The 17,439-nt window shown below is 62.4% G+C and carries 19 protein-coding genes; 14 read left to right on the top strand and 5 right to left on the bottom strand.

Annotated features, from left to right (window positions below; translation table 11 throughout):
- Window positions 1–16: 16 nt before the first annotated feature.
- The 3 genes from ABIA96_RS19430 to ABIA96_RS19420 form a co-directional block, all read right to left on the bottom strand.
- Window positions 17–1,450, bottom strand: coding sequence for a basic amino acid/polyamine antiporter (locus ABIA96_RS19430; protein ID WP_354138972.1), 1,434 nt, complete (start codon window positions 1,448–1,450; stop codon window positions 17–19).
- A 227-nt stretch (window positions 1,451–1,677) separates the two neighbouring features.
- Window positions 1,678–4,764, bottom strand: a complete 3,087-nt coding sequence (locus ABIA96_RS19425; protein WP_354138656.1) for an efflux RND transporter permease subunit — start codon at window positions 4,762–4,764, stop codon at window positions 1,678–1,680.
- Window positions 4,761–5,831, bottom strand: a complete 1,071-nt coding sequence (locus ABIA96_RS19420; RefSeq protein WP_502918840.1) for an efflux RND transporter periplasmic adaptor subunit — start codon at window positions 5,829–5,831, stop codon at window positions 4,761–4,763. The genes ABIA96_RS19425 and ABIA96_RS19420 overlap by 4 nt, the downstream gene beginning before the upstream one ends.
- 465 nt (window positions 5,832–6,296) lie before the next feature.
- Here ABIA96_RS19420 and ABIA96_RS19415 point away from each other — a divergent pair, with 465 nt between their 5' ends.
- The 7 genes from ABIA96_RS19415 to ABIA96_RS19385 all read left to right on the top strand — a co-directional run bounded on the left by ABIA96_RS19415 (window position 6,297) and on the right by ABIA96_RS19385 (window position 10,873).
- Entirely contained in the window at window positions 6,297–6,494 is a 198-nt protein-coding gene (locus ABIA96_RS19415) for a DUF3551 domain-containing protein (protein ID WP_354138655.1), read from the top strand.
- A 233-nt stretch (window positions 6,495–6,727) separates the two neighbouring features.
- Window positions 6,728–7,249, top strand: coding sequence for a Na+/H+ antiporter subunit E (locus ABIA96_RS19410; protein WP_354138654.1), 522 nt, complete (start codon window positions 6,728–6,730; stop codon window positions 7,247–7,249).
- Window positions 7,242–7,532, top strand: a complete 291-nt coding sequence (locus tag ABIA96_RS19405; RefSeq protein WP_354138653.1) for an MrpF/PhaF family protein — start codon at window positions 7,242–7,244, stop codon at window positions 7,530–7,532. Before ABIA96_RS19410 ends, ABIA96_RS19405 begins: the two co-directional genes overlap by 8 nt.
- Window positions 7,529–7,822 (top strand): cation:proton antiporter, encoded by a 294-nt coding sequence (locus ABIA96_RS19400; protein ID WP_354138652.1) that lies wholly within the window; start codon window positions 7,529–7,531, stop codon window positions 7,820–7,822. The genes ABIA96_RS19405 and ABIA96_RS19400 overlap by 4 nt, the downstream gene beginning before the upstream one ends.
- Entirely contained in the window at window positions 7,819–8,757 is a 939-nt protein-coding gene (locus ABIA96_RS19395; RefSeq protein WP_354138651.1) for an MnhB domain-containing protein, read from the top strand. Before ABIA96_RS19400 ends, ABIA96_RS19395 begins: the two co-directional genes overlap by 4 nt.
- 2 nt (window positions 8,758–8,759) lie before the next feature.
- Window positions 8,760–9,101 carry an NADH-quinone oxidoreductase subunit K gene (locus tag ABIA96_RS19390; protein WP_354138650.1) on the top strand — a complete coding sequence of 114 codons (342 nt, stop codon included), beginning with the start codon at window positions 8,760–8,762 and terminating at the stop codon, window positions 9,099–9,101.
- On the top strand, window positions 9,101–10,873 hold the full coding sequence (locus tag ABIA96_RS19385; protein WP_354138649.1) for a complex I subunit 5 family protein: 1,773 nt from the start codon (window positions 9,101–9,103) through the stop codon (window positions 10,871–10,873). The genes ABIA96_RS19390 and ABIA96_RS19385 overlap by 1 nt, the downstream gene beginning before the upstream one ends.
- A 165-nt stretch (window positions 10,874–11,038) precedes the next feature.
- Here ABIA96_RS19385 and ABIA96_RS19380 read toward each other — a convergent pair whose 3' ends face one another.
- Window positions 11,039–11,284, bottom strand: a complete 246-nt coding sequence (locus tag ABIA96_RS19380) for a DUF3551 domain-containing protein (protein WP_354138648.1) — start codon at window positions 11,282–11,284, stop codon at window positions 11,039–11,041.
- A gap of 316 nt (window positions 11,285–11,600) precedes the next feature.
- On the opposite strand from ABIA96_RS19380, the gene ABIA96_RS19375 reads away from it, so the two are divergent.
- Window positions 11,601–12,104 carry a DUF1269 domain-containing protein gene (locus tag ABIA96_RS19375; RefSeq protein WP_354138647.1) on the top strand — a complete coding sequence of 168 codons (504 nt, stop codon included), beginning with the start codon at window positions 11,601–11,603 and terminating at the stop codon, window positions 12,102–12,104.
- A 5-nt stretch (window positions 12,105–12,109) separates the two neighbouring features.
- On the opposite strand, the gene ABIA96_RS19370 is transcribed toward ABIA96_RS19375, so the two are convergent.
- Window positions 12,110–12,820, bottom strand: coding sequence for a Bax inhibitor-1/YccA family protein (locus ABIA96_RS19370; protein ID WP_354138646.1), 711 nt, complete (start codon window positions 12,818–12,820; stop codon window positions 12,110–12,112).
- A gap of 193 nt (window positions 12,821–13,013) precedes the next feature.
- Here ABIA96_RS19370 and ABIA96_RS19365 point away from each other — a divergent pair, with 193 nt between their 5' ends.
- The 6 genes from ABIA96_RS19365 (at window position 13,014) to ABIA96_RS19340 (ending at window position 17,406) form a co-directional block, all read left to right on the top strand.
- The gene (locus tag ABIA96_RS19365) at window positions 13,014–13,253 is read left to right on the top strand and encodes a DUF6894 family protein (RefSeq protein WP_354138645.1); all 240 of its coding nucleotides are present in this window, start codon (window positions 13,014–13,016) and stop codon (window positions 13,251–13,253) included.
- Between the two features lie 202 nt (window positions 13,254–13,455).
- Entirely contained in the window at window positions 13,456–14,895 is a 1,440-nt protein-coding gene (locus ABIA96_RS19360) for a basic amino acid/polyamine antiporter (protein ID WP_354138644.1), read from the top strand.
- A 27-nt stretch (window positions 14,896–14,922) separates the two neighbouring features.
- Window positions 14,923–15,162: a hypothetical protein gene (locus tag ABIA96_RS19355; RefSeq protein ID WP_354138643.1), complete on the top strand. Its 240-nt coding sequence runs from the start codon at window positions 14,923–14,925 to the stop codon at window positions 15,160–15,162.
- Between the two features lie 41 nt (window positions 15,163–15,203).
- Complete coding sequence (locus ABIA96_RS19350) at window positions 15,204–16,334, top strand: AI-2E family transporter (RefSeq protein ID WP_354138642.1); 1,131 nt, start codon at window positions 15,204–15,206, stop codon at window positions 16,332–16,334.
- Complete coding sequence (locus tag ABIA96_RS19345) at window positions 16,321–16,920, top strand: hypothetical protein (protein WP_354138970.1); 600 nt, start codon at window positions 16,321–16,323, stop codon at window positions 16,918–16,920. Before ABIA96_RS19350 ends, ABIA96_RS19345 begins: the two co-directional genes overlap by 14 nt.
- Window positions 16,921–17,406 (top strand): DUF992 domain-containing protein, encoded by a 486-nt coding sequence (locus ABIA96_RS19340; RefSeq protein ID WP_354138641.1) that lies wholly within the window; start codon window positions 16,921–16,923, stop codon window positions 17,404–17,406. It abuts the gene before it with no gap.
- Window positions 17,407–17,439 lie beyond the last annotated feature (33 nt).

Below are 17,439 nucleotides of genomic sequence, written 5' to 3'. Positions count from 1 at the left end.
CTTTCGAATTGGAACGCTAGATGCTGATGTAGCCGGTTGCGAGGCCATGAATGCCGACGATGCATCCGATGACCGCGACCGCGAACAAGACCCACTCGGCCGGCGTGAAGAGTTGTTTGCCCTGCTCTTTCCGGGTCATGTAGTACAGAATCGTGCCCGGGGCGTAGATGATGAAACCCAGCAGCAGGAACTTCATGCCGCCGGCGAACAGCAGGAAGAGCGTGTAGATCGTCGCCAAGATCGCGATGACCGTGTCCTTGCCGAGATCGCCGGGACTCTTGTCGTAGGTCTCCTTCCGGAAGACCAGCATCAACGCAAAGGCCGCCGATAGGAAGTAGGGAATCAGCGACAGGTGACTGCACAGCGACAGCGCGAATGTGAAGGCGTCGTCGGAGAACAGGGTGGCGATCAGCACGAGCTGTACGAGCAGTGAACTCATGAACAGCGCCGCCGATGGGACCTGATTGGCATTTTCTCGTGCCAGGAAGGCCGGCATGTCCCGCTTCTTCGCCGCCACCGACAGCACTTCGGCGGCCATCAGCGTCCATGCCAGGTAGGCACCGAGAACGGACACGATCACGCCGGCGCCGATGAACACCGCTCCCCAGTGGCCGACGGCAGCCTCGAGCACGCCGCCGACCGAGGGCTGACGCAGTTGTGCGAGCTCCGCGCGCGGCAGGATGCCATAGGCCAGGATCGACACTGACGCGAACAGCGCGAGCACGCCCAGGAAGCCGGTCACGGTGGCGACACCCACGTCTTCGCGCTTTTGAGCGAAGCGCGAATAGTTGCTTGCGCCCTCGATGCCCAGGAATACGAACACCGTCACCAGCATCGTCGCCTTGATCTGCGCGAAGAGGTTACCGTAATCGCCGGCGGCGCCGCCCCAAAGGTTGTCCATGAAGACGGCGGGCTTGAGGAAGAAGATCGCCAACACCACGAACAGGAGCAGCGGAATGATCTTGGCAATGGTCACCACCTTGTTGATCGCCGCCGCTTCCTTGACGCCGCGGAGCACCAGAAAGTGGAACAGCCAGATCCCGACCGAGGAAATCAGCACCGCGGTCAGTGTATTGCCTTGACCCAAAGCGGGAAAGAATGCGCCGAGAGTCGATTTGATCAGGATCCAGTACGACACGTTGCCGACGCAAGCGCTGGCCCAATAACCGAAGGCGGAAAAGAACCCGACATAAGGCCCGAAGCCGGCCCGCGCATACGCATAGACGCCGGCATCGAGATCCGGCTTGCGATTGGCCAGCGTCTGGAACACGAACGCCAACATCAGCATGCCGGCGCCAGCGATGGCCCAGGCGATGAGCGCTCCGTAGACGCCGGTGGCCTGCGCAAAGTTGCGTGGTATCGAGAACACCCCCGCGCCGACCATGCCGCCGACGACCATGCCTGTGAGGACGCCCAGCGGCACCTTTTGTTGTTCTTCGCTCGCGCTCATTGTGGTCCCCCCATCACGGGCAATGCTCTCGCTGCGAGCGTATCGCGCTCGCGGGTGTCCGGCGACGAAGAGACGTTTGCGCTGACCTTCTAGCCGGCCACCGTCGCGGTCCGGGCGAGAAAAAGACCAATCCGTTGCCATCACACCCTTGTTTGGAACGTCATGAATGCACCCCCTGAGTTGCAGGGAACATAGGGTTGACTACCTAGCCGATGACGAGGATTCCCCTATCCGGCTTTACCTTGCCCCTCTGGCAGCTTACGCAGCGCAGAGTCGTCGGCCAACGAAGCCGCGCCGAACCACGCGACATAAATCGTCGGCAAGAAGACCAGCGTAAGAACCGTCGCCACCAGCAAGCCGCCCATGATCGCGAACGCCATCGGCCCCCAGAACACCGTCGGCGCGATCGGAATCATCCCCAGGACGGTCGATACGGCCGTCAACATGATCGGTCGGAACCGGGAGCTGCTGGCGTCGACCGCGGCGTCCCACGGCGTCTTGCCAAGGGCGCGTTCCGCATCGATCTGACCGATCAGGATGACCGCGTTCTTGCTGATCATGCCGAGGAGCGCGAGGACCCCCAGGATGGCGACGAAGCCAAGCGGCCTCCCGGACAACATCAAGGCTGCGACGACCCCGATCAGCCCCAGCGGAGCCACGCTCAAGACCATGAACAGTCGAGGGAAGCTTTGGAGCTGCACCATCAGGATGGTGAACATGACCAACAGCATCACCGGTACGACCGCAAGCACGGATGCCTGCGACTTCTGACTTTCCTCCACCGTCCCGCCCACCACCACGCTGTACGACGGCGGGAGCGTCCTCTGGAATTTTTCGATCGCCGGCGACAGCGAAGCGACCACGCTTTCCGGCAATTTGTCACCGGCGATGGCAGCCTGGACCGTCAAGGTCGGAACGCGGTCTCGCCTCCAGATAAGCGGAAATTCCTGGTCGTACTCGAAGGTCGCAAACTGGCTGAGAGGAACAGTCTGTCCGCCCGGCAGCGCCACCTGCAGATTGCGCAGACTGTCCAACGAGACCCTCTGCTCGTCGGTCGCGCGGGCCACCACGTTGACCAGGTAGATATCATCGCGGACCTGGGTGATGGGCGTGCCGGTGATGACAGCGTTCAGAACGGTCGCGATCGCCTGCGAGCTCAGGCCGAGTTGGCGCGCCTCGTTCTGGTCGACGCGGATGCGCACCTGTCGGTCGGGCTCCATCCAATCGAAATTGACCTGCTTGGTGTCCGGACTGGACGCGACGATCTTGCCGACCTGGAGCGCGATCTCGCGCACCCGCTCGACGTCGGGCCCGCCGACCCGATACTGGATCGGCCAACCGACTGGCGGCCCGAGCTCGAGCGGAGAGACGAACGCGATGGCCTTGGGAAATTCTTCGGCGAGCAGCTTTTCAAGCTTGATATGCAGGCGTTCGCGTGCGGCGACATCCTTCGCGATCACGACGGTCTGCGTGAAGAAATCGTTCGGAAGCTGGACGTTGAGGGGCAGATAGAAACGGATCGCACCCCGACCGACATAGGTGCTCCACCGCGCCACATCGGGATCGGTCGCGAGCGCCCCATCCAGGCGCTTCGCCGCAGCTTCGCTCGCGTAGATCGAAGCGTTCTGAGGCAGGCTGACATCGACCAGCAGTTCCGGCCGATCCGACGACGGAAAGAACTGCCGCGGGATCAACGGCATCGCAAGGACCGAGGCGACAAAGAGCGCCAGCGAGATCGCGATGGTCAGCCATTTCGCGCGCATCGCCGATGTCAGGAAACTCCGGTACATCCGGAAAATCCTGCCAGGGTCGGCCGACTTGCCCTGCCTGGGCGGGACGAGGATCGCAGCGCCAAGCAGCGGCGTGAAAATGACCGCGACGAACCACGACACCAACAGCGCGATCGTGACCACGGCGAACAGCGAGAACGTGTATTCGCCCGCTGAGCTTGCCGCAAAGCCCACCGGGATGAATCCTGCGATCGTTACCAGCGTGCCCGCAAGCATCGCCATCGCATGGGTCCGGTAGGCGAAGGTTGCCGCCTCGACCTTGCTGGCCCCCTCCGCCAGTTTGGTGAGGGTCGCGTCGGTCGTCGTCATCGCATCGTCGACCAGCAACGCGAGTGCGATGATCAGCGCGCCGAGCGATATCCGCTGCATGTCGATGCTGAGCAGACCCATGATCGGCAAAACGATCGCCAGCGTGAACGGTATGGCAAGCGCGATGATCAGACCGGGTCGCACGCCGAGGCTGATGAAACTCACCACCATGATGATGGCGATCGCCTGAAGCAGCGAGACCATGAACTCCCGAATGGCGTGGTTGACCACGACGGGCTGGTCCGCGACCAGACTTGGCTCGATACCGATCGGGAGGTCCGCGGTAATCTGCGCCATTGCCTTCGTGATGTTCGCACCCAGCGCAAGAATGTCCCCGCCATCCCGCATGGCGATTGCGAGGCCTATGGCCGGCTTTCCATTGACCCGAAACATCGGGTGGGGCGGGTCGGTATAGCCGCGATGCACCCGCGCGATGTCGCTCAGGCGAAGCATTCGCCCGCCCGCGGAAAAGTTGATGTCGGCGATGTCCTGTTCCGACTGAAACCGGCCGGATACCCGTATCGAGATGCTGTCGGCGCTCGTCTGTATCGTTCCGGCCGGGTGTACGATGTTTTGCGACTGGAGCGCTGCGATCAGGGCGGATCGATCGACTCCGAGGGCCGCAAGCTCCTTCGTGGAAAACTCGACGAAGATCACCTCGTCCTGTTCGCCCAGAAGCTCGATCTTCGAAACGTCGGGCACGAGCAACAGCCTTGAGCGGATAGCTTCGACCCGGTCGCGGAGCTCACGCTGGCTGAAGCCGTCGCTGGTAAAGCCGTAGATGATTCCGAAGGTATCGCCGAATTCGTCGTTGAAGCCGGGCCCGATCACACCGGCGGGTAACGTATGGCGCATGTCGCCGATCGACTTGCGCACATGGTACCAGGTGTCGGTGACCTCCCTTGCGCTGGCACTACCTTTCAGATTCACGAAGACCGTCGAAACCCCTGCCCTCGTAAAACTTCGCAGGAAGTCGAGATGTGGCGTTTCCTGCAGGTGGCGCTCAAGGCGCTCCGTCACCTGCTTCATGGTTTCCTCCACGGACGCGCCCGGCCAGGCGGCCTGGACGACCATGGTCTTGATGATGAAGGCCGGATCTTCGTTCCGACCCAGGCGGAAATAGAACAGCCCACCAGCCACCACCGCGATGATCATCATGTAGACGACCAGCGAGCGATGTTTCAGCGCCCAATCGGACAGATTGATCCCGCTCATTGCTCTGATCCAGGAAACCGGACCTTCTGGCCCGGATGAAGCGCCTGGACCCCGGCGGTGACGACGATCTCGCCGGTATCGAGTCCCTGCGAAATCACCGCCAGGGCTTCGTCGAACCGCAGCACATCGACATTGCGCACTGAAACTGTGTTGGCGGTCGGATCGACGACCCACACGGCCGGACGCTGGTTCATCCTGGTCAGGGCGGACGCCGGGATATCGATCATCGGCCCCGCGCTCGTGCTCACCCGCCCGACGACCGTCGCACCAAGCCGCATCGCCGGCGGTGGGTCGGTCAGGCCGACCCTGACCTCAAAAGTCCGGGTCACGGCGTTGGCCTGCGCGCCAACCTCGCGGATGCGCCCCTTGGCCTTGATGGTCGGATCATCCGCCAGGCTGACCTCGACCTCCGGGTCGGCCGAAGCCGATCTGACCAGTTGAGAGGGAACGTCGAAGACCGCATCGCGTCCGTCTTGCCGCGCGATCCTCGCGATCATCTGTCCGGCCTGCACTACTTCGCCAGCTCCCGGACCGGTGGCGGTGATCACGCCCGGGGCATCGGCTTTCAGTTCGGTGAAGCCGACGAGGTCATGCGCGGCACTCAGCGCGGCTTCGGCGGCATCGACCTGCGACCGCGCCGTTTGCTGCGCCTGGGTTGCGGCATCGTAATTGACACGCGTGGTCCAGCCTTGCGCCAGGAGCGTCTCTTGACGGTCGAAGTGATTACGAGCCTGAGTCAACTGTCCTTGGGCCGCGGCGAGAGCCGCCTGCGCCTGTCGCAAACCATTCAGCTCGTTCTGGGATTCCACTCGCGCCAGCACCTGGCCGGTCTTGACCCGATCGCCGATCTTGGTGTCGTTATTCAACAGCCGCCCGGATATCCGGAATGCAACATTCACTTCATCTTCAGCTTCGATCCGCCCGGAGAACGTCAGGGGTGTCGTGATCTTGCGTTTTTCGACGGTCGTCGTGCGCACGATACGCGACGCAGGCGTATCCTTAGTCTCATTCGTTGCCTCTCTCCCGCAGCCTGCCAGCACCGGAGAGAGTACCGCCAAGATGGCCATAGCCGTGATGCGCTTAAACGTGGAATGGCTGCCGCGCGTGAACATGAGCTCTTCCGTTCCCGGTGTGAACGTTGCCTGGCAGATCGGCTTTCCGCCGGTCGCGGTCTTCCGACGATCATCGCCGCCATTTTTGCGGGACGCGCCGGTCGTGGACATCGGTAAATCTACCCGATGCATCCGGATATAATCGCGGTTCGCACGGGTTCGTGCCTTGGGAGATTCCTGATCCCCGATCAGGCAATCACCCGATATCGCCGCTTTCGCAGAGGACACATGATGCAATCGTCAGGCGAAACGCCAGCAGGTCGCAATAATGCCGCGCCCTCTGCTCGTGTTTCGCTTGATCGGCATCAAAAATCCCAAGGGGCGTCCGCTGTGACGCCGCTCCGGGATGCGGCACGTCGTGCAGGTCCGGTCGTGCAAGTCCGACTGTCGGATCAGGATGATCTCGCAGGATGATCGCGAATGCGAAGTTTCATCTTAGTTGCAACTGCCGTCCGGGGAACGCTGCCGCCGTTGGCATCGCCGGCGCAGGCTCAGCAACAGCAATGGTGCCCTATGTTCAAGGGAGTGACCAATTGCAGGTATTCCACCGAGAAGCAGTGCCGCGCGTCGAGGAGCGGACGAGGAGGCACGTGCTTCCCGCATCAGGTGTCGCGCTAGTTGCGTGGCAGGGTCACGAGATCTTATTCGAAACGATGGCGCCGGACGATCCGCTCGTGGGCGTCATCGGAACCATTTTGGATGATGATGTATCGGTACGCCCGTTCGCGGCTCGATGCATCAGATGACGCGCAGAAGAAGATGCCGCCCGCGGTAGCACCGCCCGCAAGGCCGCATTTTCGAGCCAATGCAGAGCCCCGAGAGGCAAATCCGGAGCGATCGAGGAAACCGGTATGACAGGGTCCTCAGACGAACGAGATGGGGTCGCGGCCGTCACCGGGGGACCGTCGTGGCCGATCGCCATGTATCGAGCAGCACTATTCCTCTGCCTCTGGCTGGTGCTCGCCGGTGCCGATCCCGCGGATATTCCCGCCGCGGCGGCCGCGATCGCCGCAGCAACCTGGACAAGCCTGTGCCTGCTCGAGCCAGGCAACTCGCGGCGGTCGCTCCCGGCCATTGCCCGTCTGGCGCTGCTTTTCCTGTATCATTCCATCGTCGCCGGAATAGACGTCGCGGGACGCGCGCTGAATCCCCGATTGCCACTGCATCCGGGATTCGTCGCCTATCCGACCCGACTTCCACGCGGCTTGCGGCAGAACGTGTTCACGACACTGACCAGCCTGTTACCCGGCACAGTGCCGGCCGGCGAGGAGAACGGCCAGATCATCTATCATTGCCTCGATGTCACCCAGCCCATCGTTGCCGATCTTGCCGCCGAGGAAGCGGCGCTAGTTCGAGCCCTCTACAATGACTGAGTTCCTGACTGCCGCAGTTGGCTTGATCCTGGCGCTACTGGCGCTCGGCCTGGTGTCGATATTGCGCGGCCCGGGCGACGCCGACCGCATGATGGCGGCGCAATTGATCGGCACCGCGGGCATTGCCGTGCTGCTGCTGCTTGGCACCGTGACAGGCGTGCCGGCAGCCGTCGACGTGGCATTGATCCTGGCGTTGCTCGCCACCTTCGCGTCCATTGCGTTCGTCAAAAAGGGGCTTGCCCGCCTCGAGACCGATGAGGCCAGTTCAGCGGGGGACAAATGAGCGCCGCAGGCGACATCATGACGATTGCTTGCGTGTCGGCGGGCGGATTCTTCTTCCTGGCCGGCACCGTAGGCCTTCTTCGTTTCCCCGATACCCTGACCCGCCTGCACGCCCTGACCAAGGCCGACAATCTCGGCTTGGGCTTCGTTGTGCTTGGCTTACTCCCGCAAGCAGGAAGCCTGCGCGACGGGCTGAAGTTGATCAGCATCTGGATGTTCGCACTGCTCGCGGGCGCAACTGTCTCTCAATTGATCGCGCGCACGGTGCGCCAGAACGGATCGGCCACATGAGTATTGCCACGGTCTTCGAGATCGCGCTCGCCGTCGTGGTGCTTGGGCTCGCCGTCTGGACCATCGCCGTTCCGGAAACCTATTCGGCCACCGTCGGCTTTGTCGCCTACGGGCTTTTGGTTGCGCTGATCTGGGTTCGTCTCGACGCGGTCGATGTTGCGCTGACAGAGGCCGCGATCGGCGGAGGGCTCGGCGGCGTGGTGTTGCTGGGTGCGGCGGCCCGACTGCGGGATGCCGAGGCGATGGCAGCCGAACGTCCCAGCCGTATCGTACGTCTGAGCGCGGCCACATTGTCCGCATTGATTTCGGCTGCGCTGGCCCTCGCGATCCTGCACCTGCCTGATCCGGCACCCACGCTCGCGCCCGCCGCCGTCTTGAATGCCGGAGCGACAGGAATGGCCAATCCGGTCACCAATGTCCTCATGGCATTTCGCGGGATGGACACCATGCTCGAGAAGGTCGTCCTCCTGCTGGCCATCGTTGGTGTCTGGTCGCTCGCGCCGGATCAGGCGTGGGGCGGTCGGCCGGGACCGCGCCACCAAGCTGATCCAAACGGCGTCCTCGCCTTTCTCGCGCGCCTGTTGCCTCCTGCGGGCATTGTAGTCGCCATTTACATGCTCTGGACAGGCGCCGATCACCCCGGTGGAGCATTTCAGGGCGGAGCGGTGCTCGCCTCAATGTGGCTGCTGGTCATCATGGCCGGATTGGCAGATACACCACCCGTGAGCAGCCGATGGCTGCGGCTCGTTCTGGTGGCCGGGCCCGCCCTGTTTCTCGCTGTCGGCATCGGTGGGCTTTGCTTTGGATCGGCATTCCTCGCCTATCCGGTGGCGTTCGCCAAACCGCTGATTCTCGGTGTCGAGGTCGCGATGACCCTGACGATCGCGGCGACCCTCGCTCTGCTCCTCGCTGGTGCCCCCGAAAGGAGTGCATAGCCATGAGCGGCGTAAACGTGTTCGGATTGTGCGCCGCTGCTGCGGTCGGACTTGGGCTCTACGGCCTGATCACGAACCCGCAACCTCTTCGCAAGATACTCGCATTCAATCTGCTCGGGAGCGGCGTGTTTCTCCTGTTCGGCGTCGTCGGACGGAGGGGCGCTGCGGCCGGCCTGGGCAACGATCCGGTGCCACAGGCCCTGGTGATCACAGGGGTGGTGGTGGCGTTCTCCGCAACAGCCCTGGCGATCGCCTTGTTGCTCCGGTTGTTCCACACCGCCGGCTCGACCATGCTGGGCAGCGACGCGCCGACGAACCCGCGCTCCGATCCGTTCGGTGGTTGATGCTGGCCCCCGCCGCATCGCTGGTGACGACTGCGGCTGGCCACCTGCTGGTGCTGTCGATCGTCATACCAGTCGCAGGCGTGCTGCTGTCGTTCGCTCTGGGCGAGCGCTACGTCCGGCAGATCGCCCTCGCCATCGTGCCGGTCGGAGTCGCAATCGCCGTGGCCATTCTCCTTGCCTTGCCACGAGGCGATGGCCTCCTCGTCTATCTTCTCGGCGCCTGGCCGCCACCGCTGGGGGTAGCCTTGCGCGCGGACGGCCTATCAGCGGTGATGCTCGCGACCACGGCGATCGTGATTGGCGCGGTCGTCGTTTATGCCGCATCCGATTTCCGACCCGCGACAAGCCATGCGCGCGCACCCTTTGCATTCTGGGTTCTACTACTGGCGATCTGGGCAGCGCTGAACACCATCTTCGTCGCCGGCGACCTCTTCAGTCTCTACGTTGCACTGGAGTTGCTGACGTTCGCAGCGGTGCCGCTGGTCTCTCTCGAGGGCCGCGCGGAGACGCTTCAGGCAGCGCTGCGCTATCTTCTGTTCGCATTGGTCGGGTCGGTCCTCTACCTGATGGGCACGGCGCTGCTCTATGGCCTCTACGGCACGCTCGATATCGTGCTGCTGTCGCATCGCGTCTCCGCAGAGCCCGGCGCGTTCATTGCGGCGGCTCTGATGACGTCCGGCCTCCTCGCCAAGACCGCACTGTTTCCGCTGCACCTCTGGCTACCGCCCGCTCACGCCGGCGCCCCGGCCGCAGCGAGCGCGATCCTGTCCGGCTTGGTCGTGAAGGGATCGTTCTTCATCCTCCTGCGGCTGTGGTTCGACGTGCTGGCCGCCCTGCCGGGCTTTGCCGCTGCGCAATTGCTGGCAACGCTGGGGGCCGGCGCGATAGTGGTCGGGAGCATCGTCGCCCTGCGGCAGGAGCGTCTCAAGCTGCTTGTCGCATATTCGACATTGGCCCAGATCGGTTACCTTTTCCTGCTTTTTCCACTCGCCCTCGATGCCTCGGGCCGGCTCGAGACCGGACAGGCCCTGGCGGGTGGATTGATTCAGGTGATCTCCCACGCCACCGCGAAAGCGGCGATGTTCATGGCAGTCGGGTCGATCTACGCCGGACTGGGCCATGATCGCATCACCGGGATCCGCGGCGCCGCACGCGCTCTGCCCTTGAGCGTCATGACCTTCGCATTAGCCGGCTTCGCACTGATGGGAATCCAGCCAGGCGGTGCGTCGCTTGCAAAGGAATTGTTGCTCCAGGAGACGGCGAGGACGGGACAGTGGTGGTGGGCTGGCGTGCTCCAGGTCGGCGGGATGTTCACGGCCGCGTATGTCGTACTGGTACTTGCCCACGCGCTTTCGCCTCCGGATCAGCCGGTCGCCCTCGCCACGAGGCCGCCACGCGGCAGCGATTTGGCGGCGCTTGCCCTGGCGCTCTGCTCGCTATTGCTTGGCCTGCTGCCATGGGAGCCATATCTGCCGATCCCGTATGCTGTGGAATCGAAACTGTTCGGCGCCGAAGCGCTCGTCAAATTGCTCGTAACCGTGCTCGGAGGTGTCGCGCTCGCGATCCTGCTCAGCCCCTGGCCGCATCCGCTGGCCGGTACGATGGCATGGAAGGATTTGACCAGAGTGGTCGGTCCCTTGCGGCGCGCGTGTCTGGGGTTTGGCAGCCTTGTCGAAAGAGGCGATCACGTCCTCCGTCAATGGCCCGCGGCCAGCATCTGCATGCTCGCCGTGACGCTGCTGCTCGCCGCTTCAATGTTCGGAGCGGATTGAGTACCTGAATGCACAAATCCCGCTAGAGGATGCGCGATCAAATGATCCGCAGACGCTCTTGCCCAGCGACTCGTGAGTGCGGCGCGGTCCATCTCTGCCGCGCCGCACTCTGATTGGGATAATTCGCTTTCAAGCCAGTCACCACCTGAGGAAGAGCTGCGCGATTTACGACCGCCTGCGGAAGCAAGTCCCGCTTCTGCCGCTGAGCGATGCGCGGCATTGTTCTTCAGTATGATACGAACAATGCGTCCCTCGACCACCGATCTTGGCGCACCACTGGACCTCGCGCGCCGCCTGTCCCGGCGTCACAAAAGCGAACATGGTTGCCGTGAACGTGAGCAACGCCGCTGCGATAATGGTTTTGCGAATTGGCGCACGGACCAGCAAAGCGGATGGCTTAAACCTCGGCATGTTTCTCTCCAGGGTAAGTGTGTAAGTGCGCCCTCAGATTGAATCATCTCAACCCATCGGAATATCAGGTGTTCACCTGTTGGAAGATCGGGAGTCACCTGATGCGAGGCGTCGTCAACAAGCGATGCTGCGTAATCCACTGGACCAGCTGAACGTACTACGGGCGATTATCGCCCTGGTTTTCGCGCACCGGAACATTCATCCCTTGAGCCCCGGGGTTTTCTCCGATGCCGAGGGCGGAATTTGCGGGCTAGAGTCGCGCTGGAGCGCACCATCAGCAGCGCCCGTCTAGCCGAAACGGCTCCAGGAGGTTTCGATGTCCGATCTGGTCGCGATCGTGTATCCGAACGAAGCAAAGGCCGAAGACGTCCGCCAACGGCTGCTCAAGTTGCAAAAGGAATATTTGATCACTATCGGCGACGCCGTCATCGCCGTGAAGACCGATACCGGCAACGTCAAGCTCAACCAGCTCGTCAACACCACGGCGACAGGCGCGATCTCCGGGAGCTTTTGGGGCCTTTTGATCGGAGTCCTCTTCCTCAATCCGATCATCGGTGTGGCGCTCGGCGCCGCGTCCGGAGCCCTGGGAGGCGCCTTGTCCGATTTCGGCATCAACGACTCGTTCGTGAAGGAGCTCTCGGCCTCGCTCTCTCCCGGCAACGCAGCCCTCTTCGTCCTGATCAAGAACATGACGGCCGACAAGGTGCTCAACGAGATCAAGGACGCCGGCGGGGTCGTGCTGAAGACGTCCCTGGACGAGACCAAGGAGAAGATCCTGCGCGACGCGCTCGCCACCGCGGCCGAGCGTCCGGCGGCTTGAGCCGCCTACCGGCGCCCGCCCAACAGGCGCAGGAGCATCATGAACAGATTGATGAAGTTGAGATAGAGCGACAGCGCCGCGATCACCGATTTGCGGCCTGCCGTGGTCTCGTCGTCTTTGCCGTCGTACATCGCCTTGATCCGCTGGGTGTCGTAGGCCGTAAGCCCCGCAAAGACACCGACGCCGACGATCGAGATCAACCAATCGAGCCCCGTCGACCTCAGGAAGATGTTGACCAGGCTGGCGACGATGACGCCGATCAAGCCCATGAACAGGAAGCTCCCTAGCCCGGACAAATCCCGTCGGGTGGAGTAGCCGAAGATGCTGAGTGCTCCGAACATCGCGGCCGCGATGAAGAAGACGCGCGTGATCGAGGCGCTGGTGTAAATGTGCAGCAGGGTCGAGAGCGAGACGCCGACCAGTGCGGCATAGACGAAGAACAACAGCCGCGCCGTTCCCGCCGACAGCGTATTGATACGCGCTCCGATGAAAAATACCAGCCCGAGCGGCGCCAGGATGAAAACCAACATCAGTGGGCTCTGAAGCAACGCGGGACTCATCAGTTGATAGGCCAGCCAGGCCACAACGGCCGTCAGGCCGACGCCAGCAGCCATATAGTTGTAGATGCGCAGCATGTAGCTGCGCAGTCCGGCGTCGATCGCGAGCGAGCTGCCAACGGTTCCTGGGACGCTCGCGTTCGGTTCATAGTTCGACATTGCCTGCCTCCTCGCGCTTGTTCGCAGGAAGAACACAGGTTATTGATCCGGCTCTAGCGGGAATATCGGATGATCACCCGAGTGCGGGGGGATACATTACCTTACCTCGCGGGACACGCATCCTCTGCAGCTTGCCGAACGCGATGCGGGCGCGACCGCGTCCCTTATCCCTTTTGCCGAAATTCTTACACATTTGTCACTGGAAGCCGCCGGTACACCGGCCTACTCCGTTCGCGTGCGCTACTTCTTTCATATCGCCGACAAGTACGGCCTCTGTCCGGACGGGACGGGGTATGAGCTTGCGGACCAGGAAGCAGCGGTCCTGCACGCCAGGCATATCGCGGCAGAACTGGCGAAAGCCGGCGAGTTCTTCCGTGCAGGCTTTGTATTGATCGCCTGCGCCGCGGCGCCCGGATCGGCAAGTCCCCATTAGAGCGCACGCGGCCCTCGCTCCACAGAGTCGGGCCGAGGCCGGAGACGTCGGTCGCCGATTTCCTGCCTTGCCCTCTACAGAGAAACCCTGATGTCATCGGGGGAAAGCCGCCTCTAAGGTTCTCGCCAAGGGCAGCCGGCCTATCTCGTTCGAATTCGACCGCCGCGCCCACTTCATCTCCCGCCGGAAAGCCATTCTCCTCATGGCCCCTTCGTCGAACGAGGTCGACCAGAAGCTTTCGCGCAGCGCGCTCGTCGCGCTCGTGGTCGGATCGATGGTGGGTTCCGGCATCTTCGCGCTGCCAGCGTCCTTCGGACGCGCCACCGGCGTGCTCGGAACGCTGATCGCCTGGATCATTGCCGGCACCGGCATGCTCATGCTCGCCTTCGTTTTCCAGACGCTGTCTCGCCGCAGGCCGGACCTGGATACGGGCATCTACGCCTACGCCAAGGCAGGGTTCGGAGACTATATCGGTTTTGCTTCGGCGGCCGGCTATTGGATCGGATGTTGCCTCGCAGACGTGGCCTGTCTCATTTTGATCAAGGCGACAATCGGACAGTTCTTTCCCGTCTTCGGCGATGGTACGACGCCGGTAGCCATCGCATCAGCATCCTTCCTGCTGTGGGGCGTCCATTTCCTGGTGCTGCGGGGCATCAAGGGAGCTGCCACCCTCAATACGATTGCAACCTACGCCAAGATCATCCCGATCCTGCTTTTCATCGGCGTGGCATTCATGGTCCTCGATTCCGGCCTGATCTCCCAGAATTTCTGGGGAACGGAGCAGCCGAGCGCGGCGGCGGTATTCGGCCAGGTTCGAAGCACCATGCTGCTCACCGTATTCGTCTTCGTCGGAATCGAGGGCGCGAGCGTGTACTCACGCTATGCCCGCGACCGCTCCGACATCGGATTTGCGACTGTCGCCGGCTTCCTGTCGGTTCTCTGCCTTCTCGTTCTGGTGACCCTGTTGTCCTACGGCGTCCTTACGCGACAGGAGCTCTCGGGTCTCTCAACACCGTCAATGGCCGGTGTAATGGAAGCAATGGTGGGGCGTTGGGGCAGCATCTTCATCAGCGTGGCACTGCTGATCTCGATTCTTGGAAACTACCTGTCATGGTCGCTGCTAGCGGCCGAGGTTCTGCACTCCGCGGCCGTCAATCGCACGATGCCTTCCTTTCTCGCAAGAGTTAACGCCCACCAGGTCCCCACCGCCGCCCTCTGGCTGACCAACTGCGTGATCCAGGCGTTTCTTCTCGTCACCTGGTTCGCCGAGTATGCGTTCACCCTCGCCTTGAAGATGACAAGCGCGATGACGCTGATCCCGTACTTCCTGGTGGCCGCGTACGGTCTCAAGATTGCGTATCGCGGCGACTCCTATCATGCCGGAGAACGCGCCCGCACCGTCGACGGGATCCGCTCGGCCATCGCAACACTCTACGCCATCGGCATGATCTACGCGGGCGGCCCGACGTTTCTCCTGCTGTCGTCGATACTTTACGCGCCGGGAACGTTTCTGTTTTTCCTGGCCAAGCGCGAACGCAAGGAGACCGTCTTCAAGCCGTTCGAGGCGATCATCTTTACTGCGATCGCGCTCGCTGCTTGCGCAGGTGTGTATGCGCTGGCCGTCGGTGCGATCTCGATCTGAGGTGTTGTGGGTCGAATGGAGGCGAACATGAATGTCCGAACCGTTTACGGCGCTCTGATCCTGATCGGGTCGATCGTGGCCGCGCAGCCGAGCTTCTCACAAGCACAGTCGACCGACCCAGCCACATCCGCGCCAAAACCCGCGGCTGCAACACCTCCGACCGGTGCCGCTACACCAAATACCAATACGAACCCGACCAAGCATCGCTACTGGCGCCATCGCGGCGGCTCGCATCCTCACTATGGCAGCCGGCGTGTTCGCACCTAGGCCCGGACACGACGGCCCTCTTGCAATCGCCGAGTTACCCGATGAGCGACGTGAGCACAGGACAAGAGCAACTGCGCGAGAACGCGAATAGCGCGGCTCCCGCCGTGGCCCATGGGCAGCGCGGCGTTCTCGCAACGGGCCTTGCCTTGCTGGCCATATGCGTTGCCCTCTTTCTGGTGTGGCAGACGGTATCGAGCCTTCTGATCATCTTCGCGGGCGTGCTGTTTGCGGCTTTTCTGGATGCCGCTGCGAGGGCCATCGCGCCTGTCGTTCGCCTCAATCGCATCTGGCGGCTGACAATCGTGCTTCTGCTGCTCGCTGTCGCGGTCGGACTTGGCCTCATCTGGGGAGCCGGCAAGCTTCCGGAGCAAACACGCCTCTTGCTGAAAGTCATGGACACCCAGTTCGACGTCCTGCAGCAGCATTTTCTGAGGTATGGCGTCGATCTGCTCGGTCCAGAATGGGGCCGGGATTTTGCACAATGGCTGGTCTCCGACCAAGGCCGCTTCTTCAGCCACGCTCAGCGTGTCGTCGGCGGAGCGTCCAGCTTTCTGGCCGGCATGCTGGTGATCGTATTCCTCGGCATTCTCTTTGCATTTGATCCCACCAGCCACCGCGAGAGCCTCGTCATGCTCGCGAAGCCATCCTATCGCGTCCGTACGCGCGGCGTGATGGACCAGATGGGTAACGTCCTACGACTGTGGTTTGTCGGGCAACTGATCCGCATCATCCTGATGACGTTATGCGTCTGGCTCGCGCTTTATCTGATCGGGCTGCCCGGCCCCTTCGTGCTTGGTTTGCAGGCGGGCCTCTCAAACTTCGTCCCGTATCTTGGACCGATCCTCGCCGCAATTCCGATCGCGCTTGTCGCGATGCCGCTCGGAGGGTCGGTATTGATCTGGGCCGTCGTCGTCTACACCATCATACAATCGATCGAGGGCTATATGATCGGCCCGCTGATCCAGCGTCAGGCGGTCGAAATCCCTCCTGCATGGACTCTGGTCGCGATCGTGCTGCTGGGCGCGCTGTTCGGCGTCATGGGCATCGCGCTCGCCATGCCGCTGGTCGCGGTCGGTCGGGTCGCGATCATCAGGTTCTACGTCGAGGATTATCTCGGCGATGACCTCAGGCGAACGGTTAACGATCGCAAGGTGGCCCATGAGCGAAAGTGAAGCCGAACGAAACGGCGACGCGGAGCCATTCTCAGCACATTCGGCGATGACCCGCTTCTTGTGGCAGCAGCTTCCTTACATTGTCGCGCTGGTGCTCGCCGTTGCGGGCGTCGCCTACACCAATGCTTCACACCAGCCTCTCGTTGGCTATTGGGAATTTCTTGCACTCGCCATCGGCGTGGTCTGTGTCATCAACAAATGGCCGGAGATCGTCGGCAAGGAGTCCCGCTGGCGGCTGATCTGGACTCAGGCGCTGCACTGGGTGGCCGTTCTGGTCTCGATGAACATCATGCTGGTATCCGGTGTACAGCAGTTGCTGCCGACGCCAGCGACCAGTCTTGTTCTCCTCACATTGCTTGCACTGGGGACCTTCCTCGCCGGCCTCAGTCTTTTGTCACCGCAAATTGCCTTCCTCGGCCTTGCGATGGGCGTCACGGTTCCGGCGATATCCTGGTTGCAGCAATCCATCATTTTCTTCCTGTTGGGCGCCGTCCTGCTGATCGGCCTCGGTATCACGTTCTGGCTTCGCCAGGACCGCAGCCCAGGGAGTTCGCCCGCCAACACTGGAAGCCAAACGGAGGCCTGAATGCGCATTAACCTGCTTCTCGCGATCCTCTGCGGATCCGCTTTGATATGCGCCGATGCCCTGCCCGCAAGCGCCGAGACGTTCAGAGTCGGCCGGCTCATATGCACCAGCACACCACGCGTCGGGCTGGTGCTTGGCTCCGCGCAGGAGCTTCGTTGTGTATTCACGACAACACGCCCGACTCGGCAGTACGTCTACGACGGGCGGATCAGACGGGTTGGTCTCGACATTGGCGTGACCAGCGCAGGAAGCCTCTCATGGGCCGTCTTCGCGAGGAACTCGCGCGTCGGCCCCGGCACCCTGCGGGGGAGCTACGTGGGTGCGAGTGGCAACCTCGCGTTCGGCCCCGGTCTCGGAGCAAATGTTCTCGTTGGAGGCTCTCGCCGAACGATTGCGCTCCAGCCCCTGTCGATTGAGCGATCGATCGGATTGAACATTGCGGCGGGGATTACGAACCTGACCCTCGGCCCGCGCGGACGACGATAGCAGGTAGTCCCAAGCCCGAGAGCAAGGAGCGCA

The sequence above is a fragment of the Bradyrhizobium sp. LB11.1 genome (assembly GCF_040549385.1).
GTDB lineage: Bacteria > Pseudomonadota > Alphaproteobacteria > Rhizobiales > Xanthobacteraceae > Bradyrhizobium.
Note: the sequence above shows the minus strand (reverse complement) of the source record. Positions and strands in the feature narration are given on the sequence as shown.